We start from the raw sequence: 23,759 nt of genomic DNA on the forward strand, positions 1-23,759 counted from the left end.
GGGCGGGGGGGTGACCAGTTTCCTTTAACCCACCCCCCTCAGCGCGCCGTGTTTTGCTGGGGGGGGGGGCCCCCCCCCCCCCGCCCGCCCCCCCCCCCCCCCCCGCCCCCCCCCCCCCCCCCCCCCCACCCCGGCTCCTACAGGGTTCGCATGGTCAGTGGAATTGGCGCGCATTATCGGCTGGCACTGCTTTGCGATAAACGGGATCATACTGACAACACTTTTGCGAAATTCGCACAGCAGGAATCGTCATGCACGGCCTCAACGAATTGGGATTCAAGGCGCTTCGGCTGTTTGTCGCGGTGCTCGATCACGGCAGCTTTTCCGAAGTCGCACGCCGCGAGGGCCTGGCGCCCTCCTCGATTTCCCGGCAGATCCAATTGATGGAACAGGCCCTGAGCCAGCAATTGCTCTACCGCCACACCCGCGCCGTCTCACCCACCGAAGCCGGGCGAATGCTCGGCCACCATGCGCGATTGGTGCTGGTGCAACTGGAAGAAGCCGAGCAAGCCTTGCAGGAACAGCAAAGCGAACCCAGCGGGCTGGTGCGGATCAACGCCCCCGTGGTGTTCGGGCAGCGGCACCTGACGCCGTGGCTCGGGCGGCTGTGCGAGCGTTATCCGAAACTGCAACTGGATATCCAACAGACCGACAGCTACATCGACCCGCTGCAGGAAGGCGCCGACCTGTTGTTCCGTATCGGCCCGCTGCACGATTCGAGCATGCAGGCGCGCATTCTGGCGCCCCATCGCTTTCAAGTCGCGGCGAGCCCGGCCTACCTCGAACGCCATGGCACTCCGCAACGTCCCGAAGACCTGGCGGCGCATCAATGCCTGGCCTACAAAGGCGTGACCGGCCAGCAGCGCTGGTTTTTCCGCCAGGGTCAGCAGGACTGGACACCCTTCTCGGTGAAGGGACCGATCACCGGCAACCACGCGGACACACTCACCCAGGCCGCCGAACAAGGTCTGGGGCTGGTGATGTTTCCGTCATGGCTGATCGGTGAAGCGATGCGCAATGGCACGCTGGTGCCGGTGCTGGGGGACTATCAGGTGTCCAACAGCCTTGAGCCGCAACAGATCGCCGTGCTCTGGCCCGGTAGCCGGCGATTGTCGGTGAAGGTGCGGACGGTGATTGATTTCTTTGTCGAGTGTTTTGGGCCGGTGCCGTATTGGGACAGGCCCTGACACCTGCAACACCGCAACCCAATGTAGAAGCCGGCTTGCTGGCGATAGCGTTGTGTCAGGCGCCATCAATGCTGACTGATGCACCGCTATCGCCAGCAAGCCGGCTCCTACAAGGTGTGTGGGTCAGATGCGGAACTGTCCGACCAGACTGCCCAAACGCTGACCCAGATCTGCCAGGCTGCGGGACGTCTGGGCGCCGAGCTGGGTTTCGTCGGCCACGTTGTCCACGGCCACCGCGATCTGATGCACGCTGCGGTTGATCTCTTCGGCCACGGCGGTCTGCTCTTCGGCGGCGCTGGCGATCTGCGCGTTCATCGAGTTGATGGTGCCGATCAGCTGGGCCATGGTGTCGAGGGACGCGCCCGCTTCGTTCGCCTGTGCAGACGTGCCATCGCCAGCCTCGCTGGAACGGCGCATCGCTTCCACCGCCGATTGAGTACCGGCCTGCAAGCGATCGATCATGCCCTGGATTTCCTGGGTGCTGATTTGTGTGCGGCTGGCCAATGCGCGGACTTCGTCGGCCACCACCGCAAAACCGCGACCGGCCTCACCGGCACGGGCCGCTTCGATCGCGGCGTTGAGCGCCAACAGGTTGGTCTGATCGGCAATCGAACGGATCACCCCGAGCACGCTGACAATCGACGACACGTCCTTTTGCAGGCTGTCGAGGGACACGCCACTGCTGCGAATATCGTCCACCAACGCATGAATCTTCACGATGCTGCCGGCCACCACACGCTTGGCGGCCTGGCCTTCTTCGTCGGTCTGCTGCGCGGCGACGGCGGCGTTTTGCGCACTTTTGGCGACTTCCTGCGCGGCGGCGGACATCTGGTTGATTGCCGTGGCGACCTGATCGGTCTCGTGACGTTGACGCTCCATCGCCTGATCCGAACGCTGGGCCTGATCGGACACCTGGTTCACCAGCCCGGTCAGTTGCGAGGTCATTTCGGTGATCTGACGCACCAGGCCATGGATCTTGTCGACAAAACGGTTGAACGAACCGGCGAGCTGGCCGAGCTCGTCCTGGCTGGTGATGGTCAAGCGCCGGGTCAGGTCGCCCTCACCCGCCGCGATGTCATCGAGGTTGGCTTTCATCAGGTTCAGCGGACGCAAAATGGTGTTGGCCAGCAGCATCCCGGCGGCAGCGATCACCAACAGCACCACCACGGCGATGCCGATGATGCTCAGCAATACACCTTCCATGCGCTCCTGAACCTTGGCTTCGACCACCGCCACCTGCGCTTCGATGCCATCGAGGTTGACCGAGGTGCCGAAGGCCATGTCCCACTTCGGCAGGTATTCGGTGTAGCCGAGTTTCGGCACCAGCACCTTGGTATTGCCGGGCAATGGCGAGCTGTATTGCAGGTAGTGCGTGCCGTCCTTGGCGACTTTCACCAGGTCGCGGTTGACGTAGACGCCGTTCGGATCACGGTTGTCCTTGAAGCTTTGGCCCACGCCTTCGGGGCTGTTGGCCTTGAACAGGCGCACAGTGTTGGAGTCGTAGCCGAAGAAGTAGCCTTCCTTGCCGTAGCTGATGCTCGACAGCAATTTGATCACTTGGGCTCGCGCTGCGTCGTCACCCGGGGCGGCGGCGTCGTAGAGCGGTTTGATCGTAGTCATCGCCACGGCCACATAACTTTGCAGGGTGGCCTTGGCGTCGCTGAGCAGGCGCTGGCGCGTCTCCTCGACTTCCTTGCGAGCCTGTTCCTGCAGAACGAACAACGTGGTCAAGCTGATGACCAGCGCAAAGAGCAACACCGGGAGGACGGCAAGGGACAGGACTTTAGCCTTCAGGCTCATGCGCATGACGGTTCACTCATTTTGATTTTTATTGGCGTGGTTAAAGGCTTTAACGGCACGCGAAACCAAAAGTTGAGCCAGCGTCACACCGAACCAATGTGGGAGCGGGCTTGCTCGCGAATGCGGTGTGTCAGGCAACGGATATGTCGACTGATACACCGCATTCGCGAGCAAGCCCGCTCCCACAGTGGACCTCGGTTGTTTAGAGCACCATTGCCGCCACCCAGCCGAACGCCAGCAGCGGCAGGTTGTAATGCAGGAAGGTCGGGACCACGGTGTCCCAGATGTGGTGATGCTGGCCGTCGATGTTCAGGCCGGAGGTCGGGCCCAACGTCGAGTCCGACGCCGGCGAACCCGCATCGCCCAACGCACCGGCGGTGCCGACGATGCACACGATGGCGATCGGGCTGAAACCCAGCTGCACGCACAGCGGCACGAAAATCGCCGCCAGAATCGGCACCGTCGAAAACGATGAACCGATGCCCATGGTCACCAGCAGGCCGACCAGCAACATCAACAGCGCGCCGATGCCTTTGCTGTGACCGATCCACGACGCCGACGCTTCAACCAGCGTCTGCACCTGACCGGTGGCTTTCATCACTTCGGCAAACCCCGAGGCGGCAATCATGATGAAGCCGATCATCGCCATCATCTTCATGCCTTCGGTGAACAGGTCGTCGGTGTCGCGCCACTTGACGATGCCCGACACCGAGAAGATCAAAAAGCCTGCCAGCGCACCGATAATCATCGAATCCAGCAGCAGCTGAATGATGAACGCCGCCGCAATGGCCACACCCGCGACCATCAGGCTCAACGGGTTGTACTGCACCGCGACCTGCTCGACCTGCTCGATCCTTTCCAGGTCATAGACGCGTTTCTTGCGATAACTGATGAACGCTACCGCCAGCCCCACGACCATGCCCAACGCCGGAATACCCATGGCATGGGTGACGTTGATGCCGCTGATGTCCACGCCGCTGCGGGTCACGTTGGCCAGCAGGATTTCATTCAGGAAGATGTTGCCGAAGCCCACCGGCAGGAACATGTACGGCGTGATCAGGCCGAAGGTCATGACGCAGGCGATCAAGCGGCGATCCAGCTGCAGCTTGGTCAGTACATACAACAGCGGCGGCACCAGCAACGGAATAAAAGCGATATGTATCGGCAGAATATTCTGTGAAGCGATGGCCACCACCCCCAGCAAACCGATCAACAGCCACTTGACCGAACCGCCCCCGCTGGCGTGCTGGCGATCGACCATGGCCAGGGCCTTGTCCGCCAATGCATGGGCCAGGCCGGACTTGGCAATCGCCACCGCGAACGCGCCGAGCAAGGCATAAGACAACGCCACCGTCGCCCCGCCGCCGAGGCCGCTGTTGAACGCCTTCAGGGTGGCGTCGATGCCCAGGTCGCCAGTCAGACCGCCCACCAGCGCGCCGATAATCAGCGCGATCACAACGTGCACGCGGGACAGGCTGAGCACCAGCATGACGCCGACCGCGGCAATTACAGCATTAATCATCGTTACCTCAAGGCAAGCGAAATGAGCCCGGCCGGTAATCTGCGAAGAGACGCCAGCGGGACAAGGAATGGGTTTTATTAGAGGGCGCGCACTGTGCCGGACCGCTGCCGCCTTGTCAAAGCCAACGCCCCGAACGCCAGATCGCCCCCCCTGCAGGAGCCGGCTTGCTGGCGATGGGGCCAGGAAAACCAATGCATGAGCCGAGGCCGCTATCGTCGGAGCGCCGCCCGCAGCAAGCCGGCTCCTACAGGGGTTCGCACCAGCGATTCGATTTTCGGCGGACAGCATAAAGAAAGCGGAATCACGGCCGTTACAGTGCAAAGTCTCAGATATTTATCGAATAAAGGACGTCTCCATGTCGCTCAGACAACTTTCCATTCAATGGAAAATCACCCTGCTGGCCGGGCTTTGCCTGGCGGGTATCGTGACCTTGCTGGTAGGTCTTTCGCTGTATCGCATGGAGCACAGCTCCGAGCTGGTGAAAGCCTCGAGCATGGAGATGCTCACCGAAGCCGCCCAGGCCCGGATCGAGTCCCAGGGCGAAAACCAGGCGCTGGGGATTCGCCAGCAGTTCATGGACGCCTATCAATATGGCCACGGCTTTTCACGTCAGGTGTTGTTCCTGCGTGACCAGGCCGAAAAACGCTTTCTCGATGCCTTCGACTTGCGTGAAGACCTGACCCGTCAAGTCAAGTCGGCGCTGCAAGCCAATCCGGAGTTGCTCGGCCTGTCCCTGGTGTTCGAGCCCAATGCGCTGGACGGCAAGGACGAACTGTTCGCCGGCCAGGCTGAGCTGGGCAGTAACGACAAGGGCCGTTTCGCGCTGTACTGGTCGCAACCGACGCCCGGCAAAGTGACGTCGATGGCGCTGCCCGAAACCGACATGGCCGACACCAGCACCGGCCCCAGCGGCGAACCCGCCAACGCCTGGTTCACCTGCCCGCGCACCTCGCTCAAACCTTGCGTGATCGAACCCTACTTCTATGCGATCGACGGCCAGAAGGTGCTGATGACCAGCATCGTGTTCCCGCTGATGGTCAACGGCAAAGTCATCGCTTCGCTGTCGGTGGACATCAACCTCAACAGCCTGCAAGCGGTCAGCCAGGACGCGAGCAAAAAGCTCTATGACGGCCAGACCAACGTCAGCATCATCAGCCCGGCCGGTTTGCTCGCCGGCTACAGCCCGGACACCAGCAAACTCGCCCAGCGCCTGGACGCTGTGGATAAAACCAGCGGCGCCGAGCTGATCCGCCTGCTCGCCACCAGCAGCAAAACTGCAAGCCTGCACAGCGACCAGCAATTGAAAGTACTGTCGCCGTTCCAGCCGATCCCCGGTGGCAAGTCGTGGGGCGTGCTGCTCGAAGTGCCGGAAAAAGTCCTGATCGGCCCGGCCGAAGCGCTGAAGAAACAACTCGATGACAGCAACACCGCCGGCACGTTGGTCGAGCTCGGCCTCGGTGTGCTGGCGGCGTTGATCGGCCTGTTGCTGGTGTGGCTGATGGCACGCAGCGTGACCAAGCCGATCCTCGGCGTGGCGCACATGCTCGAAGACATCGCCAGCGGTGAAGGTGACCTGACCCGGCGCCTGGCCTACGACAAAAAGGATGAGCTGGGCCAGTTGGCTGGCTGGTTCAACCGCTTCCTCGACAAGCTGCAACCGATCATCGCCGAAGTCAAACGCTCGGTGCAGGACGCCCGCAGCACGGCGGACCAGTCCTCCGCCATCGCCACGCAAACCAGCGCCGGCATGGAGCAGCAATACCGCCAGGTCGATCAGGTGGCTACCGCCTCCCACGAAATGAGTGCCACTGCCCAGGACGTTGCGCGCAGCGCCGCGCAAGCGGCACAGGCTGCCAAGGAGGCGGATCAGGCCACTCGTCGCGGGTTGACGGTGATCGACCAGACCACCAGCAGCATCGACAACCTCGCCGCAGACATGAGTGCGGCGATGGTGCAAGTCGAGGGCCTGGCGGCGAACAGCGAGAAGATCGGTTCGGTGCTGGAAGTGATCCGCGCCATCGCCGAACAGACCAACCTGCTGGCCCTCAACGCCGCCATCGAAGCCGCCCGTGCCGGTGAAGCCGGCCGTGGTTTTGCCGTGGTGGCCGACGAGGTGCGCAACCTGGCTCGGCGTACGCAGGAGTCGGTCGAAGAAACCCGGCTGGTGATCGAGCAATTGCAGAACGGCACCCAGGACGTGGTGGGGTCGATGAACAACAGCCATCGTCAGGCGCAAGGCAGTGTCGAGCAGGTCAGCCAGGCGGTCACGGCGTTGCGGCAGATTGGCGATGCGGTGACGGTGATCAGCGACATGAACCTGCAGATTGCGTCGGCGGCGGAAGAGCAAAGCGCCGTGGCGGAAGAGATTAACAACAACGTGGCGACGATCCGGGACGTGACGGAGTCGTTGTCGGGGCAGGCGAATGAGTCGGCGCGGGTGAGTCAGTCGTTGAATAGCCTGGCGAATCAGCAGCAGAGTTTGATGGATCAATTCCGCGTCTGACTCAACGGACCTCGCCAATACCCCCTGTAGGAGCCGGCTTGCTGCGGGCGGCGTTCCGACGATGGCGCCGTGACAGCCAACACATGTGTTGAATGTGTCGCCGCCATCGCCAGCAAGCCGGCTCCTACAGGTTATCGGGGTTTTCAATTTCAGCGTTTGGGCAGTTCAATGACAACGCTCAACCCGCCCCACTCGCTCTCCTCCAGCCGCAACAACCCGCCCCACGTGTCGACGATGTCGCGCACGATCCCCAGTCCCAACCCATGCCCATCCGTCTGTTCATCCAGGCGCGTCCCCCGGCTGAACACCTGATCGCGCTGGTCCTCGGGAATCCCCGGCCCATCATCTTCCACGCTCAACTGAAATCCTTCAGCCGTCTCGACCACACTCAACCGCACCTCGGCATCCGCCCATTTGCAGGCGTTGTCCAGCAGGTTGCCCAACAGTTCCAGCAAGTCTTCGCGATCCCACGGCAACTGCAAACCGGCCGGCGCGCGATAGCTCAGTTCAAGGTGTTCGCCGTGGATCATGTTCAGCGTGGCGAGCAATCCCGGCAGTTCCGCATCGCAATCAAACAACGCCCCGGGCAGCGCATCGCCGGACAGCCGGGCGCGATTGAGTTCGCGGTTGAGTCGCTGCTGAACCTGTTCCAGTTGTGCCTTTAGAATCTTTCGCAGCTCGGGATGGGCATCGAGTTTTTCGCTGGACGCCAGGCTCAATAAAACCGCCAGCGGGGTTTTCAAGGCATGCCCGAGGTTGCCCAGCGCATTGCGTGAACGCTTGAGGCTGTCTTCGGTGTGCGCCAGCAAATGGTTGATCTGCGCCACCAGCGGTTCAAGCTCCACCGGCACCTGATCATCCAATTGCGAACGCTGGCCCTGCTGCAACTGTGCAATCTGCTCGCGGGCCTTTTCCAGTGGGCGCAAGGCACGGCGCACGGTGATCCGCTGTAACAGCAGAATCAGCAACAGCCCCGCCAATCCCAGGCCCAGCCCCACTTGCTGCATGCGCTTGAAACTGTCGCGCACCGGTGTGTAGTCCTGGGCGACGCTGATGGAAATCGACTGGCCCAAACGGCGATAGTCCGAACGCAAGATCAGCAACTGCTGACCTTCCGGCCCCAGTTGCAGGTTGCTGTGCAGGCCGGGATGGTCGAGGCGCGGCAATTCCTGGTCCCACAACGAGCGCGAGCGCCAATGACTGTCGGCAAAATCGATGCGGAAGTAATGCCCGGAAAACGGACGCTGATAGGCCGGCGACAGGTGCCGCTCATCCAGTTGCAGCCCTTGCGGCCCACGCACCAGCGCCACCAGCAAGCTCTCGCTGTCGTTGCGCAGCCCCGCCTCGAGGTAGCGCTGCAAACCCATTTCGAATAGCCACAGACTGGTTTGCGCCAGCACCAGGCCGACAATCACCATCACGCTGATCAGCCCCAGGCTCAAGCGGCGCTGGATCGACCTCACTGCGCTTGACCGCCAAACAGATAACCCTGGCCGCGACGGGTTTCGATCACGCTGCGCCCGAGTTTGCGTCGCAGGTGATTGACGTGGACTTCCAGCACGTTGGAATCGCGCTCGGTTTCACCGTCGTAGAGGTGTTCGGCGAGGTGGCTTTTGGAGAGGATCTGCTCGGGGTGCAACATGAAATAACGCAGCAGACGGAATTCTGCGGCGGTGAGCTGGATGTCGGCGCCTTCGCGGGTCACGCACTGGCGACCTTCATCCAGGTGCAAGCCCGCCGACTGCAGTGTCGGCTGATTGACCTTGCCGTGGGAGCGGCGCAACAGCGCCTGGATGCGCAAGTGCAGTTCTTCAGGATGGAAGGGTTTGGTCAGGTAATCATCGGCGCCAGCCTTGAGGCCTTCGATCCGTTCGGCCCAGGAGCCGCGCGCCGTCAGGATCAGCACCGGCGTAGCGAGCCCGCCCGCACGCCATTGCGCCAGTACGTCGAGCCCCGGCAAACCCGGCAAACCCAGGTCGAGGATGATCAGGTCATAGGGTTCGCTGCTGCCCTGGTACACCGCGTCACGGCCGTCGGCCAGCCAGTCCACGGCGTAACCCTGGCGGTTGAGGCCGGCGATCAGTTCGTCGGCCAGGGGCACATGGTCTTCCACCAGCAGCAATCGCATCGGTCAATCTTCCTTGTCTTTCAGTAACTGGCCAGTGGTGGCGTCGACGTCCAGCTCACGGACCACGCCTTCGGTGGTCAGCAACTCGACTTCATAAATGTAGACGTCATGTTTCTCTTCAAGCTCGGCTTCCAGCAGTTTCGCCCCCGGATAGCGGTCCATTGCCTGCGTCAAAAGCTGCTCGAGCGGCAGGATCACGCCCCGCTGACGCAGGCGCAGGGCTTCGTCCTGATCCAGGTCGCGGGCCATGACCACCGAGCAAAACGCCAGAAGCACCAGCGCCATGCGTGAAAATGAACACACCTTCATTACGTATCCTGATGATCCTTGAGAATCTGCCCGCTGACAGCGTCCAATTCCAGATCCCACTCAATGCCTTGCGGGTCGCGCAGCTCCACCTGATAGATGTACTTGCCGTACTCTTCTTCCAGCTCGGTTTCGGTGACTGTCGAGCCCGGGTGTTTGGCCAGTGCCGTGGCGTTGAGCTTCTCGAAAGACACAATGGTACCAGCGTCGCGCAGACGCAGGGCTTCGTCGGGGCCCAGGTCACGGGCGTGGGCGAGGCTCGCGGTCATGGCGATGAGGGAGGCGGTGATCAGGGCAGTCAGGGTTTTCATGGGGTGTCTCCGTATTTTTTATGCGTTGCGTACGGCGGCCACTTTAGCGATTCGAACTTAATTGAAACTGAATTGCCATCATCAGAGATGGCAACTCGATATCGCAGCACCTGTAGGAGCCGGCTTGCTGGCGATGGCGCCTTTGAAATCGCCATCGCCAGCAAGCCGGCTCCTACAGGTGCTGCATCGTGTCGGTCGGCATCAATGTGAATGTCAGTCCGCCATCGTCGCACCGCCGCGCCCACAATGATCGCGCAAGTCTATAATCCCCCGCTTGCCAGACATCGAGACCGGTATGACCGCCATCCACATCAAATTCCCTTCCCTGACCCTCAAGGCCGGTCCTCGTGCCTTTGCGCGCATCCGCGAACACGGTTTGAAAGCCGCCGATGTCGGCACGCTACCGGGTGCCGCTGGCGGTCCGAAGGCGTTGGGGATTCAAGGTCTTGACCTGGCGCTGTTCGGTGAATGGCTGCCTGCCGTGCCGCGTGAACGGTCGCTGATCGGCGCTTCGGTGGGTTCCTGGCGCTTTGCCAGTGCCTGCCTGCCCGATGCTGCCGAAGGCATCCGCCGCCTCGGCCATCTCTACACCGAGCAGAACTTCGCCAAGGGCGTGACCATGGCGCAGATCAGCCAGAGCTCGCAGCGCATGCTCAATGACCTGCTCGACGGCCGCGACACCTCGATTCTGGACAACGCCCATTACCGACTGAACATCATGGTGGTCAAAAGCCACGGCCTGCTCGCGGACGATCATCGCGGTCGTCTCGGGTTGGGCCTGTCGTCGGTGATTGCCGACAACCTGCGCGGTCGCGCGCGACTGTCGCGGCATTTCGAGCGGCTGATCATCCACGACCCGCGCCTGGCGCCACCGGTTCATGCGCTGAACGACTTCCCGTCACGCTTCGTCGCGCTGAATGCCGGCAACCTGCGTCAGGCCTTGCTCGCCTCGGGTTCGATCCCGATGGTGATGGAAGGCGTGCGTGACCTGCCGGGCGCCGGCGCCGGAACGTTCCGCGACGGCGGTCTGCTGGACTATCACCTCGACCTGCCCTACAGCGGCAACGACATCGTGCTGTATCCGCACTTCACCGACCGGGTCATCCCCGGCTGGTTCGACAAAACCCTGCCGTGGCGTCGCGCCTGCCCTGCGCGTTTGCAGGATGTCCTTTTACTGGCGCCGTCGAAGGAATACCTGGCGCGCCTGCCCTACGGCAAACTGCCGGACCGTAACGACTTCAAGCGCTTCATGGGCGATGCGCCGAGCCGGCAGAAATACTGGCGTGCGACGATGGATGAAAGTCGCAGGCTGGGCGATGAATTTCTCGAACTGGCCGCCAACGGTCGCCTTGGCGAACGCTTGCTGACCCTTTAGTCAGGACAAACTGTTAAACTCGCCGCCTGCCCACATCGCCGCGGCGATCGCCACCTGACAGAGCTGAAACCACTGTGGAAATCTTCAAAGAATTTACCTTCGAATCCGCCCACCGCCTGCCCCACGTCCCGGACGGCCACAAGTGCGGCCGCCTGCACGGTCACTCGTTCAAAGTGGCGATTCACTTGAGTGGCGATCTTGATCCGCATACCGGCTGGATTCGTGACTTCTCGGAGATCAAGGCGATTTTCAAGCCGCTGTATGAGCGGTTGGATCACAACTATTTGAATGACATTCCGGGATTGGAGAATCCGACCAGTGAAGTGCTGGCCAAGTGGATCTGGGGTGAGTTGAAGCCGTTGTTGCCGGAGCTTAGTGCGATTCGGATTCATGAGACTTGTACGAGCGGTTGTATTTATCGCGGGGAGTAAAACCCAGACTCAAAAAACCACCGAGATCGGTGGTTTTTTCTTTCATGTTTCTGAGGACACTAGAGTTTAGTGTGGTTGGGGTGTTTTTCTTTCATATGCTGTCTCAGCGTTTGCGGAGCGCTGAACTTGCTGAAACAGCCTTCAACTTGACATGGAGCTGTCGCTCGATGGGTCCAGACATGCCTTTCTAGATGGGTTTTACGCTGAAACGCTTTCCCACAAACGTCACACTTGAAAGACCTTACATCGGTATGTTTGAGCTTGTGCTGGGCCAACGTTGAACTTTGAGAAAATGAATCGCGACAACCAATCCAATCACATTTGTAGGGTCTATTTTTCGTATGCGTATATGTATGTTGGGTGAGGGTAATTTTTTGTGCAAAGGACTCTTCACATAAATCGCACTTGAAAGGCTTTACGCCGGAATGAGTGAGAAAATGCTGATTAAAATTGGTTTTATGTGAAAACGATTTATTACAGCCAGGCGAGTCGCACTTGAAATAGTTTTTGTTGGTATGAGCTTTTACATGAGCAGCGAGATGCTGAGGAAGCCTGAACGTTCTGCTGCACATTGAGCAGGAATAAGGTTTAAGTAGTGTTGATGCAGTAGCTGACGAAAGTCCGGCGATAAGAGGAATGGAGGGCAAAGCTGTCACGGGAGATGGTGTGACTCCCAGAAATAAGTACGCAAGCTCTGCCTCTTCGCCATTTACTGGCGCTTTAAACAGATCAGCCAATGAATCCTGGGAGTTGAGGTCATCAGGGTGAACGATGACTTCGGGCAGGTCGCTCGAGCCAGCCATCGCTAAAGCAATGAGCATATGTGGCGGCGTTTCTAAGGACTCTTGAGAGTCCTCACCAAACAATGATTCATTTCCGCTCCACATCCGCCCATCCCGATCCACTCTCCCCACCGGCGAATTCCCCACAAAACAATACACATTCAACCCATCCACCGCCCCCGCCGGATCCGGGTTGATCCATCGGCACAGCCACGGCGCAAGGTAGCGGAAACCGTAGTAATACAACCCGGTCGCATCCCGCTCCTTGCCTGAATAGCGAATGGTTTTGTACGCACCACTTTGATCGCTGTGATCCTCCCAAGCCGTGCCGCCAAACGGGTAATACACTTCCCGGCTTTGCACCTTGGCCTGTTCGTCCAGTTCCAGCATGACGGAGCCGAGGTGGTCGGTCAGGAGGTAACGCAATGAATGGTCGGGCGCATCGACTCCGTGCAGCCATTTCACCCGGTTGCGCCCCGCTTCGAGGTCGAGCACTTCATGCTGCTTGCCGCCCGGACGATGATGAATCTCCAGCCCCGGCAGGTAGCGCACTTCGGTGATCACGATATGAGCGGCGGCCAGTGCGGTGCGGACTTTGCGCAGGCGTTTGCCTCCGCCGCCATAGCGGTAGCGTTCGGTGTCGTCGTCTTCGTCTTCGCGCACCACCGGCGATACGCTGGACAACTGGTTGCGCAGGTCCCAGGTCATGGCTTGACCACGTTGCAAAAACTGCAGGTTGCCGTTGTCATCAAAATGGCTGTCGAAATCCGGTGGTTGATCATCCTCGATCAGGCTGCGGTTGCTGTTCGCAGCGACGGCCCAACGACGGGTAAACGGCTGGACGCCGAGGTGCCGCAACTCGATCATGTTGCCGACCGCGTCGTAGTCGTATTCTTCGTCGTAGTTGACCACAGCGTTGGGATTGGCCGAGGAGCGGTACGCAGTGCCGGGATAAAGGGATGAGCGTTCGGCTTCCCAGCCGCTAGCGTGGGTTAACTGGCCCACCGTGTCATAGCCATAGATGCATTGGCCGTCGACGCGCTGGTTCTTGTAGTAACGGATCGGCAAGGCGTGATTGTCGATCTGGAGGATGTTGCCGATCGGGTCGACGGTGTATCGCAGGTCTTGCAGTGGCTCGGCGTTCGGCAACCCGGCGCACAAGCGCAGCAGACGCCCGTCATCGAGCGCGTAATCCGCCTCGGTGACAACATCGTTGCCAGCGATTTCCCGCTCGACTTTCCCGCCTGGGTTGTAGCGGATGCCGTGCACCAGACACTGTCCGGGCGCCGCAGTGTTCGCCGGTTGCAGCCAGCCCTCCTTGAGCTGCCCGGCCACGGTGTACGTAAAGTGGCGGCGATGTTTTTTAGCGTCGATGAGGCTCAGCAGATCGCCGAGCGGGTTATAGGTCCATCGGCTTTCCAGGCCGGGGACGGGTTCAAGCAACAGGTCCCGTGCGGAGCTTTCCCGCGGCCAGTCCGGCGGATCAAGGCTGTTCAGATAGTGGCTGATTTCACTGAGCGCCAGCCCCAGCAGATCGTACGCCGGCATATGCCGCGTACCGGCCGGATCGTCGTGACGAGTCACTCGGCCACATTGATTGCCGGGATTGACCACGGGATCCGCGACGCCATATTCAAAGCGCTCAACTACCCTCGCTGCTTCCCGGTGCGCCTGTTCCGTCACGGCGACAGGGCGCAGCGATCCGTCGTACTGCGTGTCCTGCCGAGTACCCCGACTGTCCCACCGGCTCTGCACTTCCTCCGCTTGCCCCAACAACAAAACCCGCCAACCGGCATCGACGCCATCCTCCGCCAACGCCTTGCCGGCCAGGCTGTAGCAATGACTCAATGCAGGAACCAACAACCGCGCATCCCACTGTTCAACCCCACGCCCAGCAGCATCGAACACCTGCCGCGTCACCCGCGCCTGCGGCGTTTGCCCACTCTCCCCACGCCAATACGCCACGTTGCGCACGGCCAATCCGCGCGGGTCGATGACCGCGAGCTTGGGCGTTCCGTGATGCAGGCTGATGGTGTCCATGGACTCTGGATAACATCTGCGTCCAAAAGCCGTCTACTGTCACAAATCACAGGTATTCATCCCGCTGATCCGACAGATCAAAAAAACTGCCGGGACTGGCGTTTTTTTATGCCTATGCTTTTTGGCTGGTACCCGCCAAGAGGACACCCCCATGACTGACTGGCCGCTGGCTCAGACCTTTCGCTTCAACGGGCACTCCGTTCGCTACGCCGTACGGGGCGATGGCCCGCCGCTGGTGTTTGTGCATGGCACGCCCTTCTCTTCTTATGTGTGGCACCGGATTGCGCCGCACTTCATCACGTCGCACCGGGTTCACTACTTCGACTTGCTGGGTTATGGGCTGTCCGAAAAGGTCGAGGGCGATGTGTCCCTTGGCGTACAGAACGAGCTGTTGGCGCAACTGCTGGAACATTGGGGTCTGGAGTGTCCCGATGTGGTGGCCCACGATTTCGGCGGCGCCACGGTGCTGCGCGCGCATCTGCTGAACGGCAAGAATTACCGCAGCCTGACGCTGATCGACCCGGTGGCGCTGACGCCGTGGGGTTCGCCGTTTGTGCAGCATGTGCGCCAGCATGAGGCGGCGTTCAGCGGGCTGCCTGATTACATTCAGCAAGCGATCGTGCCGGCTTACATTCGCGGGGCGATCAAGCGGAAAATCCCCGACGAGGAACTCGCCCATTACGTCCAGCCGTGGCTGGGCGATCCGGGACAGGCGGGGTTTTACCGGCAGATCGCGCAAATGGATGAGCGCTATACCCGCGAGGTTGAAGGGTTGTACCCGACGATTCGTTGCCCGGTGCAGATTCTGTGGGGTGAGGATGACCAATGGATTCCCATCGAGCGTGGCCGCGCATTGCAACAGATGATTCCGGGGGCGCAATTTCACCCAATCCCCAATGCCGGGCACCTGGTTCAGGAGGATGCACCGGAGGCCATCGTCGCGGCGCTGCTTCGGTTCCTGCCCCAATCCCCCTGAAAACACTCGATTCTTTGTAGGAGCAAGCTTGCTCGCGATGGCGGTGTGTCATTCGGCACACATGTTGCGTGACACACCGCCATCGTCGGAACGCCGCCCGCAGCAAGCCGGCTCCTACAATGGATTGTGTTTTTTCAGCCGCTTCGCCGATCAATGGCGGGCGTTTTCTTTCGCTGCCGTGGTCAATATTCACGTCCGGCCGATGCTCGATTGCCGCTGCCGCGCTAACGTATGTGTGACGGGCGTATTCGACATGCCAAGCGCCAACGCACCCTTACAAGCTCTCTAAAAGGATTCACCTGATGCACATCATCAACGCCCGCCTGCGCAACCAAGAAGGCCTGCATGAGTTGCACCTGGAAAACGGCCTGATCAGCAACATTGCCCGTCAGACCGAAGCGCCGACCCTGGGCCCCGATGATCTGGACGCCGGCGGTAACCTGGTGGTGCCGCCCTTCGTCGAGCCGCACATTCACCTCGACGCGACACTGACCGCCGGCGAGCCGCGCTGGAACATGAGCGGCACATTGTTCGAAGGCATCGAGTGCTGGGGCGAACGCAAGGTGACCATCACCGAAGAGGACACCAAGACCCGGGCGAAGAAAACCATCCAGACCCTGGCAGCCCACGGCATCCAGCATGTGCGCACCCACGTCGATGTCACCGACCCGCAGCTGACGGCGCTGAAGGCGATGCTCGAAGTGCGCGAAGAAAGTCGGCACTTGATCGACATGCAAATCGTCGCGTTCCCGCAGGAAGGCATCGAGTCATACCGCAACGGTCGCGAGTTGATGGAAGAAGCGATCCGCATGGGCGCGGACGTGGTCGGCGGGATTCCGCATTTCGAATACACCCGCGATCAGGGCGTGAGCTCGGTGAAATTCCTGATGGACCTGGCCGAACGCACCGGTTGCCTGGTGGACGTGCATTGCGACGAAACCGACGACCCCCATTCGCGCTTCCTCGAAGTGCTGGCAGAGGAAGCCCGCAGCCGCGACATGGGTTCTCGGGTCACGGCCAGCCACACCACGGCCATGGGCTCTTACGACAACGCTTACTGCGCCAAACTGTTTCGCCTGCTCGGGCATTCGGGGATCAGCTTTGTCTCCTGCCCGACCGAAAGCATCCACCTGCAAGGACGCTTCGACAATTTCCCGAAACGCCGCGGCGTGACCCGGGTGAATGAGTTGCTCGAAGCAGGGATGAACGTGTGTTTCGGCCAGGATTCGATCGTCGATCCGTGGTATCCGCTGGGCAACGGCAACATCCTGCGGGTGCTCGAAGCGGGTCTGCACATCTGTCACATGCTGGGGTATCGCAACCTGCAAAGCGCGCTGGACCTGGTGACCGACAACAGCGCCAGGGCCATGGCGTTGGGTGAGCGTTATGGGCTTGAACGCGGACGGCCGGCGAACTTGCTGATTTTGTCGGCGGACAGCGACTACGAGGTGATTCGCAGTCAGGGGTTGCCGCTGTATTCGGTGCGCGGAGGGAAGGTGTTGATGAAGCGGCAGATGCCGGTGGTGGAGTTTTTTGGCGAGCAACCCTGAGTTTTGCGTCGACAGTAATGACGCCTTCGCGAGCAAGCCCGCTCCCACATTTGGTCTTCAGTGGATACAAAGTATGTGTCAGACACAGATCAAATGTGGGAGCGGGCTTGCTCGCGAAGGCGATCCTGAGATCACCGCATCAACCGCGCCGTACCAAACAAACTGACCCGACTCAATTCACCGTCCATTTCCTCCAGCAAAACCGGCGCCGTACCACCGGGCATCACCACGCTCACCTCACCCGCCGCCACCCAACCCACCCGCCAGGCTGCACACGCCACCGCGCTGGCACTGGTGCCGGACGACGCGGTCGGGCCTTCCCCGCGTTCAAACACTCGAGCGACCACTCGCCCTTCTGACTCCCGCATCGCCCATTGCAGATTGATACCCGCCGGACACGGTCGCCCTGCCCCCGTCGGCATGGCGTAGGCAATTTGCGTCAAGCCTTCGGACAACCTCGCTGCGCGCATCTGTTCATTGGACGGCAATGCCTGCGCGTCCTCCACAAGCGTCACGCAGTGCGGATTGCCAACCCGTACGAACTGGCTGCGGGACCACGCCGGCTCCAGTGCCGACAGCGGTTGAACCTGGCTGAGTTCGCGACCGTTCATTGTCACCCCTTCAACCCCATGCGCACTGACCGCCTCCGGCCCGAACGCCGGTTTGCCCAGATCCAGCCAGAAACCCTGCACGCCGTCGACCTGCGCGGCGCTCACCGACGTTTGACCCGGAGAAGGCGTATCGGACTTGTCGTGATGAACCCTGAGCACACAGGCATCGCTGTCCGGAAAAAGCCCTTGGTCACTGAGCGCCCGGGAAAAAATCGTCAGCCCGTTGCCACTGCGCTCAGCCAAAGTCCCGTCGGTGTTGACGATCAACAGATCGAACGGCGGCGCTGATTGAAACGGCCCCACCAGCAGTCCATCGCAGCGATGGTCCTTGCTGCCGGACGGTTGCGTGCCCGGCGCCCAGGCGCAGAACGCCTCGATGGCCGACATCGCCCATGCCGCGCGGGTTTGCGCCGCCAGACCGGCCTGTTCCGGTAAAGCGATCCCTTCGCGACGCACCGCGTCCGGCGCCACTACCGCATAGATATTGCCTCGAGCATCGTAAAACGGCGTCATGGCGCCTCCCGTATAACCATCGCAGGCGTGCAACATATCGCGAAACCGCGACGGGCTGTGCAAGGATGTCGCCCTGCCTGAACGCGAAACCGTCCGGACGCTGATCGAACCACATCGGTGAGTCACTGTCCCTTGGGGACGCGACGTTTTTTGCCAAGGATCGATATGACCAACCTCAACACCCAGACCACCTTCGTGCCCGGACGCCTGGAACAGATGTCCACGCGCGTGGCTTTTTTCATTGCCGGGTTCGGGATCGCCGCGTGGGCGCCGCTGGTGCCTTACGCCAAGGCGCGGGCCGGGCTGGATGAAGGGACCCTCGGTTTGCTGTTGTTGTGCCTGGGGGTGGGCTCGATTCTGGCGATGCCGATGGCCGGGATTCTAGCCACGCGTTTCGGCTGTCGGCGGGTGGCGGTCGGTGGGACCCTGTTGATCTGCGCGGCGCTGCCGTTGCTGGCGACGGTGTCGTCGATTCCGGCGCTGATCGGCGCGTTGTTCATGTTCGGTGCGGGCCTGGGCACTGTGGATTCGACGGTGAACCTGCAAGCGGTGATTGTCGAACGGGCCAGCGGCAAGACCATGATGTCGGGTTTCCACGGGCTGTTCAGCCTGGGCGGGATTGTCGGCGCGGCGGGCGTCAGCGCCTTGCTCGGCTTCGGGGTTTCGCCGCTGGGGGCGATGCTGGTGGTGGTCGTGCTGCTGCTGATCGCGCTGTGCAAAGCCGCGCCGCACATGTTGCCGTATGGCAGTGAAAGTTCGGGGCCGGCGTTTGCCGTTCCCCACGGCATCGTGCTGTTCATTGGCGCAATGTGCTTCATCGTGTTCCTCGCCGAAGGCGCGGCGCTCGACTGGAGTGCGGTATTCCTGGCACAGGAGCGCGGAATCGACACGGCGTATGCAGGGTTGGGTTATGCCGCGTTCGCCTTGACCATGACCGTGGGCCGGCTGACCGGAGACGCGATTGTCCACCGCCTCGGGGCGACACGGGTGCTGGTGTTCGGTGGGCTGACCGCCGCTGGCGGTCTGTTTCTGGCGACATTCGCACCGAGCTGGGAGCTGGCGCTGGTCGGTTATGCGTTGCTGGGGGCTGGTTGTTCGAACATCGTGCCGGTGCTGTACACCGCCGTCGGCAAACAGACAGTGATGCCGGAAAGCGTAGCCGTGCCGGCCATTACGACGCTGGGTTATGCGGGGATTCTGGCGGGGCCTGCGGTGATCGGGTTCATCGCCCACGGCAGCAGTTTGAGTTTTGCGTTTGGATTGATGGCGGTGTTGCTGGTGGCGGTGGCTATCGGCGGGAAAGTGTTGAAAGTCTGAACACAAAATGTGTGTACGACGCTGAACAAGTGTGGGGTTTGCTCGCGAAAGCGGTCTGTCAGTCACATTTATGTTGGATATGAAACTGCATTCGCGAGCAAGCCTGCTCCCACATTAGATCTTTGTCGCAAACAGACTTTTGTTCACTGGAGATCCCTGTAAGAGCGGGCTTGCCCGCGATGAAGGCGACTCGGTTTATCAGAACCCGACGCTGGCCTGCACAAAGAACGTGCGTGGCGCTCCGACGTACATGCCCGAGTTGTTATCGCTGGAACGGGTGAAGTACTGCTTGTCGAAGATGTTTTTCACCCCAGCACCGACTTTCAGGTTCGACAGCTGCGCGCCAAAATCATAACCGCCCCGCACGTTCCAGGTGACGTACCCCGGAATATCACCGTACTGGCCGTCGGCGGTGCCTTCGGTGATGTAGTTGTTGGAGAAGCTGCCATTGGCATTCACCGCAACGCCCGGCGAGCGCTGTTTGGACTGGGCAAACGCATCGAGGTTGTAAGTCCAGCGATCGATGTCGTAACGCAGGCCGGCGGTCGCTACCTGACGCGAGTAGAACGGCAGGTCGCGGCCCTTGAAAGCAGGAATCTCACCTTCATAAACAGCGCGCGTGTAGGTGATCCCGGCATTGGCGGTCAGGCCGTCGAGCCGCGGGTCCAGTGCCGCCATGTCGTAGTGGACCGAAGCCTCGATGCCCTGGTGCGTGGTTGCGCCAAGGTTGGTCCAGCCCGCGTCGTTGCTGATGTACTGCAACTCTTTATCGAAGTCGATGTAGAACAGCGTCACTTCGCCGCCCCACACGTCATCGTTATAGCGCGTGCCGACCTCGTAGGTCTTGGCCTTCTCCGGCTCCAGGCCATTGGCGGTGTTGTCACCTGTGCCCCCCTGGCCGAGCTGGAAATACTGCAGGCTTCCGAACGAGGTTTCGTAGTTGGCGAACAGCTTCCAGGCATCGGAGAGGTGATACATCACGCTCAAGGCCGGCAGCGGCTCGTTGCTTTCAATGCTGCGGTTCTTTTCCGGCACGCGCTTGCCGGCGGTATCGAGCACGGGGCGATCGTGCCAGTCGGTGCTGATGTGTTCGAAACGGATGCCGGGCGTGATGGTCCAGTTGCCGACGTCGATTTTGTTATCGATGTACACCGAGTTGGCTTCAGTGCCGCCGGTGCGATCCTGATAGACATGGCCGTCCGAGGCCTTGGTCGCGACCGGCTCGTTGTTGACCAGCGCCAGACGGCTGGCCTCCTCGTGCATGGCTTCCTTGAGGTAACGATAACCGACGCTGACTTCCTGGGTGGTCGGGCCAACGTCGAACACATGGGACACGCGTGGCTCAATGCCAAGGGTGTAGTAAGTGCGCGGGAACGAGCCGAGGGTCTTCTGATCGCGGGCGGCGATGTTGCTCCCACGGAAGCTGTCGGAGTAGTAGGTCAGCACTTCGGCCTGGGTGCGGTCATCGATCTGCCGCGCCCACTTGAAGGAAATGTCCTTGCGGCGTCCGCTGAAGTTGTCGTTGTTGCGGTCGGACTGAAACGGATTGGCGTCGTATTGCGCCTGGGTCAGGCCGCCAGGCATGTCGGCGCTGGCGTCGTAGTAATGCAGGTTGAGACTGAAATCGTCGACATCGGTCGGTGCCCAATGGGTCTTGAGAATCACATCGTCGATGTCGTTGCCGTTGTTGCGCTCACGGTAACCGTTGCCGTTCACGCCCGAGTACAACAGCGCCACACCGATGCCGTTGTCCGCGGTGCCGCCAGCGAACGCGGTATCGATGTGTTTCCAGCCACCGTGCCGGGAGATTTCCAGGGTGGTGCCGATTTCAGCGGAGGCTTTTTCCGGGATGGCGCGGGTCACGAAGTTGATCACACCGCCGACGTTTTGCGGCCCGTAACGCACGGAGCCGGCGCCTCGAACCACGTCGATGCTGTCGAGGTTGCCCGAGGAAATCGGCGCCATCGACAACTGTGGCTGGCCGTACGGCGCGAACGCTGCCGGCACGCCATCGATCAGCACGGTGGAGCGTGGCGACAGGCGCGACGTCAGGCCGCGCACGCCGACGTTCAGGGAAATGTCACTGCCGCCGGTGCCGTTAGCCTCCTGCACTTGCACACCGGGCACACGCTTGAGCACGTCACCGACGTTCATCGCACCCTGCTCGACCATGGCTTCGCGGCGAATCACCGTACGCGCGCCGGGGTGGTTTTGCACCACGGCGGCATCGGCGTCACCGAGCCAGTCGCCCACCACTTTGATATCGGTCACGCCCAGTTCCAGCGGGCCGTTGGCCGCGGAAGTCGGCGCCGGGGTCAGGGTTACCGAACCCTCTTCAATCTGATATTCAAGGCCGCTGCCTTGCAGCAACTGGCGCAGGGCCTGTTCCGGTGAGAGATTGCCATCCACCGCCGGGGCTTGCTTGCCGGCCACCAGCTCAGGGCTGAAAAACACCTGAAGCGAGGTTTGCTGGCCCAGTTCACTGAGGGCCTGACCCAGGGCTTGCGCCGGGATGTGAATGGCATCGGCAGCAAAGGCCTGAGGCAACGCAACGTTGACCGCCAGCGCAAGAGCCAGCGGCAACCATGGGAGTTTGTTGTTTTTAGCGATGGATTTTTTCACGTCGAACGTAGTCCTGTGGATCGCAAGAGTGTGCGCCTGTTAATGCAAACCAGTTGCAGTTGGACAGGAAGACGATCAACTCGAAAAAAACCTGAATCTATTTTGAAATTATTTCCTGACTGCCGTCCTCGAGGGTGCGCACGGCCACCGGCAGGATGTTCGGCAAGGCCTTGAGCAGTGCATCGGTGTTGTCGGACTTGAACACGCTGGTCAGGCGCAGATTGCCGACCTTGTCGTTGCCAACGGTGAGGGGGCTCTCCCGATAGCGCGACACTTCCTCGGCCACTTCGGCAAGGCTGGCGTTGTTGAAGACCAGTTTGCCGCTACGCCAGGCGGTCAGTTCCGCCGGGTTGACGGCAGACGCCGTCGCGACGGTGCCTTGGGCATCGACACGTGTACCGAAGCCGGCGGTGAGGTTGATGAATTCGTTGTCGGGCGCACTACGCCCCTGGACCTTGACCGTGCCCTGCTCCACCACGACCCGGGTTTCGCTGACGCCGCGACGCACATCGAAGCGGGTGCCGGTGACCGTGACCTTGCCGCTGCCCGCCTGGACCACGAATGGCCGATCGCTGTCATGCGCGACGTTGAACATCGCCTCGCCTTCCATCAGCTCAATGTCTCGATGGCCTTTTTCATAGCGCGCCTGAAGGCGGCTGCGGCTGTTCAGATCGATCACCGAACCGTCCGGCAACGCCACCTGACGACGTTCGCCCAGCGCCGTCGAAAACTCCGCAGTGTATGGCGCGGGTTGATTCAAGCCGCTGAACAACCCCAAACCAAGCGCCACGGCCACCACACTGGCCGCCACCGCATAACGCAACAACGGACGGCGTTGGCTGCGGGTCGGCGGGGTTTCACACAAGGCTTGCAGGCGTGCGGCGGGCACAAGATCCGCCGCCGACCACAAGCCCTGAAGCAACTGAAATTCGTCACGATGCTGAGAGTGCTCGTTCAGCCACAGCTCGAAGCGTCGATGTTCTTCGACATCGACAGCCGGTTCCTGCAAACGCACGAACCACCGCGCCGCCTCATCGCGAACCGTTGTTTGCCCGCACGCGCAATCACGAGTATCCATCATGGAAGTTCCTGTTTGGCTGGGGATGAGAAGGCGCGGCGCCTTTGTTTCGTGCAGAGGCTGGCGAAGGCTGCGATCTTTTGATTTTCGGCAACTTCAAGGGCGCCAAAAGATCGCAGCCTACGGCAGCTCCTACGAAAGCCAGCGCACATCATGATTGCAGTCCGTCGAGGCGGTCGCGCAGATGCCGCAGGGTGCGGATCATATACTTTTCCACCATGTTCTTGGACAGCCCCAGGCGTTCGGCGATTTCGGCCTGGGTCAGGCCTTCGATCTTCTGCCAGACAAACACCTTGCGACAATTGACCGGCAACTCGGTCAGCGCCCGCTCGATGGAATCAGCCAACTGGATCGCCTGCATGAAATGCTCCGGGTCGCCGGACGACGACACACTGTGATCGATCGCCTCCGACTCCATGGCGCCCCGTCGATCCTCACGCCGATAACCATCCACTGCGATGTTGCGCGCGGTCTGGTGCAAATACGCCCGGGGTTGCGCCACCGCCGCCGAATCGGACTCAAGCACCCGCACGAAGGTGTCGTGGGCCAGATCCTCAGCCTGCTGACGATTTCTCAGGCGACGGGTCCAGGTGCCAACCAACTCTTCGTAATGCTCGAAAAAGCCGTGTCTGCGGGGCAACTTGGGGGTCATTGCGGTGTGCTGTGAAGACGGGCGTGAATAATAATGCTTCTTATTAACCGGAAGC

The 23,759-nt window shown here is 61.0% G+C and carries 18 protein-coding genes and 3 pseudogenes; 9 read left to right on the forward strand and 12 right to left on the reverse strand.

Features of this window, described 5'->3' with window-relative positions:
* Positions 1-251 precede the first annotated feature (251 nt).
* On the forward strand, positions 252-1,187 hold the full coding sequence (locus tag FBY04_RS18770) for a LysR family transcriptional regulator (RefSeq protein ID WP_145316166.1): 936 nt from the start codon (positions 252-254) through the stop codon (positions 1,185-1,187).
* Between the two features lie 123 nt (positions 1,188-1,310).
* On the opposite strand, the gene FBY04_RS33255 is transcribed toward FBY04_RS18770, so the two are convergent.
* The 3 genes and pseudogenes from FBY04_RS33255 to FBY04_RS18785 all read right to left on the reverse strand — a co-directional run bounded on the left by FBY04_RS33255 (position 1,311) and on the right by FBY04_RS18785 (position 4,506).
* Complete coding sequence (locus tag FBY04_RS33255) at positions 1,311-2,132, reverse strand: methyl-accepting chemotaxis protein (RefSeq protein WP_371850943.1); 822 nt, start codon at positions 2,130-2,132, stop codon at positions 1,311-1,313.
* 36 nt (positions 2,133-2,168) lie between these two features.
* Positions 2,169-2,993 (reverse strand): annotated as a pseudogene (locus tag FBY04_RS33260) (cache domain-containing protein); the annotation flags it as partial.
* 196 nt (positions 2,994-3,189) lie between these two features.
* The gene (locus FBY04_RS18785; protein ID WP_178118295.1) at positions 3,190-4,506 is read right to left on the reverse strand and encodes a Na+/H+ antiporter family protein; all 1,317 of its coding nucleotides are present in this window, start codon (positions 4,504-4,506) and stop codon (positions 3,190-3,192) included.
* 577 nt (positions 4,507-5,083) lie between these two features.
* Here FBY04_RS18785 and FBY04_RS33265 point away from each other — a divergent pair.
* Together FBY04_RS33265 and FBY04_RS33270 are read left to right on the forward strand one after the other, a co-directional pair.
* Positions 5,084-6,154, forward strand: a pseudogene (locus FBY04_RS33265) (HAMP domain-containing protein); the annotation flags it as partial.
* A gap of 267 nt (positions 6,155-6,421) precedes the next feature.
* A pseudogene (locus FBY04_RS33270) lies at positions 6,422-7,012 on the forward strand (methyl-accepting chemotaxis protein); the annotation flags it as partial.
* Positions 7,013-7,161: 149 nt separating this feature from the next.
* Here FBY04_RS33270 and FBY04_RS18795 read toward each other — a convergent pair.
* From FBY04_RS18795 to FBY04_RS18810, 4 genes are read right to left on the reverse strand one after another with little or no spacing between them, the layout of a single operon-like run.
* On the reverse strand, positions 7,162-8,475 hold the full coding sequence (locus FBY04_RS18795; protein WP_145316171.1) for a sensor histidine kinase: 1,314 nt from the start codon (positions 8,473-8,475) through the stop codon (positions 7,162-7,164).
* A complete protein-coding gene (locus FBY04_RS18800; protein WP_084323229.1) occupies positions 8,472-9,140 on the reverse strand; it encodes a response regulator transcription factor in 669 nt (222 codons plus the stop codon). The genes FBY04_RS18795 and FBY04_RS18800 overlap by 4 nt, the downstream gene beginning before the upstream one ends.
* A 3-nt stretch (positions 9,141-9,143) precedes the next feature.
* Positions 9,144-9,449 (reverse strand): PepSY domain-containing protein, encoded by a 306-nt coding sequence (locus FBY04_RS18805; protein ID WP_145316174.1) that lies wholly within the window; start codon positions 9,447-9,449, stop codon positions 9,144-9,146.
* Positions 9,449-9,757, reverse strand: a complete 309-nt coding sequence (locus tag FBY04_RS18810; RefSeq protein ID WP_084323231.1) for a PepSY domain-containing protein — start codon at positions 9,755-9,757, stop codon at positions 9,449-9,451. The genes FBY04_RS18805 and FBY04_RS18810 overlap by 1 nt, the downstream gene beginning before the upstream one ends.
* Positions 9,758-10,052: 295 nt before the next feature.
* Here FBY04_RS18810 and FBY04_RS18815 point away from each other — a divergent pair, with 295 nt between their 5' ends.
* Together FBY04_RS18815 and queD are read left to right on the forward strand one after the other, a co-directional pair.
* A complete protein-coding gene (locus tag FBY04_RS18815; protein ID WP_145316176.1) occupies positions 10,053-11,132 on the forward strand; it encodes a patatin-like phospholipase family protein in 1,080 nt (359 codons plus the stop codon).
* 74 nt (positions 11,133-11,206) lie between these two features.
* The gene (gene queD, locus FBY04_RS18820; protein ID WP_028621713.1) at positions 11,207-11,563 is read left to right on the forward strand and encodes a 6-carboxytetrahydropterin synthase QueD; all 357 of its coding nucleotides are present in this window, start codon (positions 11,207-11,209) and stop codon (positions 11,561-11,563) included.
* A gap of 59 nt (positions 11,564-11,622) precedes the next feature.
* On the opposite strand, the gene FBY04_RS18825 is transcribed toward queD, so the two are convergent.
* On the reverse strand, positions 11,623-14,385 hold the full coding sequence (locus tag FBY04_RS18825; protein ID WP_145316178.1) for an RHS repeat-associated core domain-containing protein: 2,763 nt from the start codon (positions 14,383-14,385) through the stop codon (positions 11,623-11,625).
* A 151-nt stretch (positions 14,386-14,536) separates the two neighbouring features.
* Between FBY04_RS18825 and FBY04_RS18830 the strand changes: the two genes are divergently transcribed.
* From FBY04_RS18830 to codA, 3 genes are read left to right on the forward strand one after another with little or no spacing between them, the layout of a single operon-like run.
* Entirely contained in the window at positions 14,537-15,361 is an 825-nt protein-coding gene (locus FBY04_RS18830) for an alpha/beta fold hydrolase (RefSeq protein WP_145316180.1), read from the forward strand.
* A 28-nt stretch (positions 15,362-15,389) separates the two neighbouring features.
* The gene (locus FBY04_RS18835; protein WP_145316182.1) at positions 15,390-15,650 is read left to right on the forward strand and encodes a hypothetical protein; all 261 of its coding nucleotides are present in this window, start codon (positions 15,390-15,392) and stop codon (positions 15,648-15,650) included.
* Between the two features lie 13 nt (positions 15,651-15,663).
* Positions 15,664-16,911, forward strand: coding sequence for a cytosine deaminase (gene codA, locus FBY04_RS18840; protein ID WP_084323234.1), 1,248 nt, complete (start codon positions 15,664-15,666; stop codon positions 16,909-16,911).
* 131 nt (positions 16,912-17,042) lie between these two features.
* Here the strand turns inward: codA and FBY04_RS18845 are convergent, their stop codons facing one another.
* The gene (locus FBY04_RS18845; protein ID WP_145316184.1) at positions 17,043-18,035 is read right to left on the reverse strand and encodes a diaminopimelate epimerase; all 993 of its coding nucleotides are present in this window, start codon (positions 18,033-18,035) and stop codon (positions 17,043-17,045) included.
* Positions 18,036-18,200: 165 nt separating this feature from the next.
* Here FBY04_RS18845 and FBY04_RS18850 point away from each other — a divergent pair, with 165 nt between their 5' ends.
* Positions 18,201-19,352 carry an MFS transporter gene (locus FBY04_RS18850; RefSeq protein ID WP_145316186.1) on the forward strand — a complete coding sequence of 384 codons (1,152 nt, stop codon included), beginning with the start codon at positions 18,201-18,203 and terminating at the stop codon, positions 19,350-19,352.
* Positions 19,353-19,550: 198 nt separating this feature from the next.
* Here the strand turns inward: FBY04_RS18850 and FBY04_RS18855 are convergent, their stop codons facing one another.
* The 3 genes from FBY04_RS18855 to FBY04_RS18865 all read right to left on the reverse strand — a co-directional run bounded on the left by FBY04_RS18855 (position 19,551) and on the right by FBY04_RS18865 (position 23,704).
* Positions 19,551-21,974: a TonB-dependent receptor gene (locus tag FBY04_RS18855; RefSeq protein ID WP_145316187.1), complete on the reverse strand. Its 2,424-nt coding sequence runs from the start codon at positions 21,972-21,974 to the stop codon at positions 19,551-19,553.
* A gap of 97 nt (positions 21,975-22,071) precedes the next feature.
* Complete coding sequence (locus FBY04_RS18860) at positions 22,072-23,055, reverse strand: FecR family protein (protein ID WP_145316189.1); 984 nt, start codon at positions 23,053-23,055, stop codon at positions 22,072-22,074.
* Positions 23,056-23,203: 148 nt separating this feature from the next.
* Entirely contained in the window at positions 23,204-23,704 is a 501-nt protein-coding gene (locus tag FBY04_RS18865) for a sigma-70 family RNA polymerase sigma factor (protein WP_084323239.1), read from the reverse strand.
* Positions 23,705-23,759: the final 55 nt, after the last annotated feature.

The sequence above is a fragment of the Pseudomonas sp. SJZ080 genome, from assembly GCF_007828295.1.
GTDB classification, from domain to species: domain Bacteria; phylum Pseudomonadota; class Gammaproteobacteria; order Pseudomonadales; family Pseudomonadaceae; genus Aquipseudomonas; species Aquipseudomonas migulae_A.

Excerpts from the sequence above, each read along its gene's own strand:
- FBY04_RS18770 (WP_145316166.1), top strand. The coding sequence starts at position 252 with ATGCACGGCCTCAACGAATTGGGATTCAAGGCGCTTCGGCTGTTTGTC.
- FBY04_RS33255 (WP_371850943.1), bottom strand. The coding sequence starts at position 2,132 with ATGACCTCGCAACTGACCGGGCTGGTGAACCAGGTGTCCGATCAGGCC.
- FBY04_RS18800 (WP_084323229.1), bottom strand. The coding sequence starts at position 9,140 with ATGCGATTGCTGCTGGTGGAAGACCATGTGCCCCTGGCCGACGAACTG.
- FBY04_RS18805 (WP_145316174.1), bottom strand. The coding sequence starts at position 9,449 with ATGAAGGTGTGTTCATTTTCACGCATGGCGCTGGTGCTTCTGGCGTTT.
- FBY04_RS18810 (WP_084323231.1), bottom strand. The coding sequence starts at position 9,757 with ATGAAAACCCTGACTGCCCTGATCACCGCCTCCCTCATCGCCATGACC.
- FBY04_RS18815 (WP_145316176.1), top strand. The coding sequence starts at position 10,053 with ATGACCGCCATCCACATCAAATTCCCTTCCCTGACCCTCAAGGCCGGT.
- FBY04_RS18825 (WP_145316178.1), bottom strand. The coding sequence starts at position 14,385 with ATGGACACCATCAGCCTGCATCACGGAACGCCCAAGCTCGCGGTCATC.
- FBY04_RS18830 (WP_145316180.1), top strand. The coding sequence starts at position 14,537 with ATGACTGACTGGCCGCTGGCTCAGACCTTTCGCTTCAACGGGCACTCC.
- codA (WP_084323234.1), top strand. The coding sequence starts at position 15,664 with ATGCACATCATCAACGCCCGCCTGCGCAACCAAGAAGGCCTGCATGAG.
- FBY04_RS18845 (WP_145316184.1), bottom strand. The coding sequence starts at position 18,035 with ATGACGCCGTTTTACGATGCTCGAGGCAATATCTATGCGGTAGTGGCG.
- FBY04_RS18850 (WP_145316186.1), top strand. The coding sequence starts at position 18,201 with ATGACCAACCTCAACACCCAGACCACCTTCGTGCCCGGACGCCTGGAA.
- FBY04_RS18860 (WP_145316189.1), bottom strand. The coding sequence starts at position 23,055 with ATGATGGATACTCGTGATTGCGCGTGCGGGCAAACAACGGTTCGCGAT.
- FBY04_RS18865 (WP_084323239.1), bottom strand. The coding sequence starts at position 23,704 with ATGACCCCCAAGTTGCCCCGCAGACACGGCTTTTTCGAGCATTACGAA.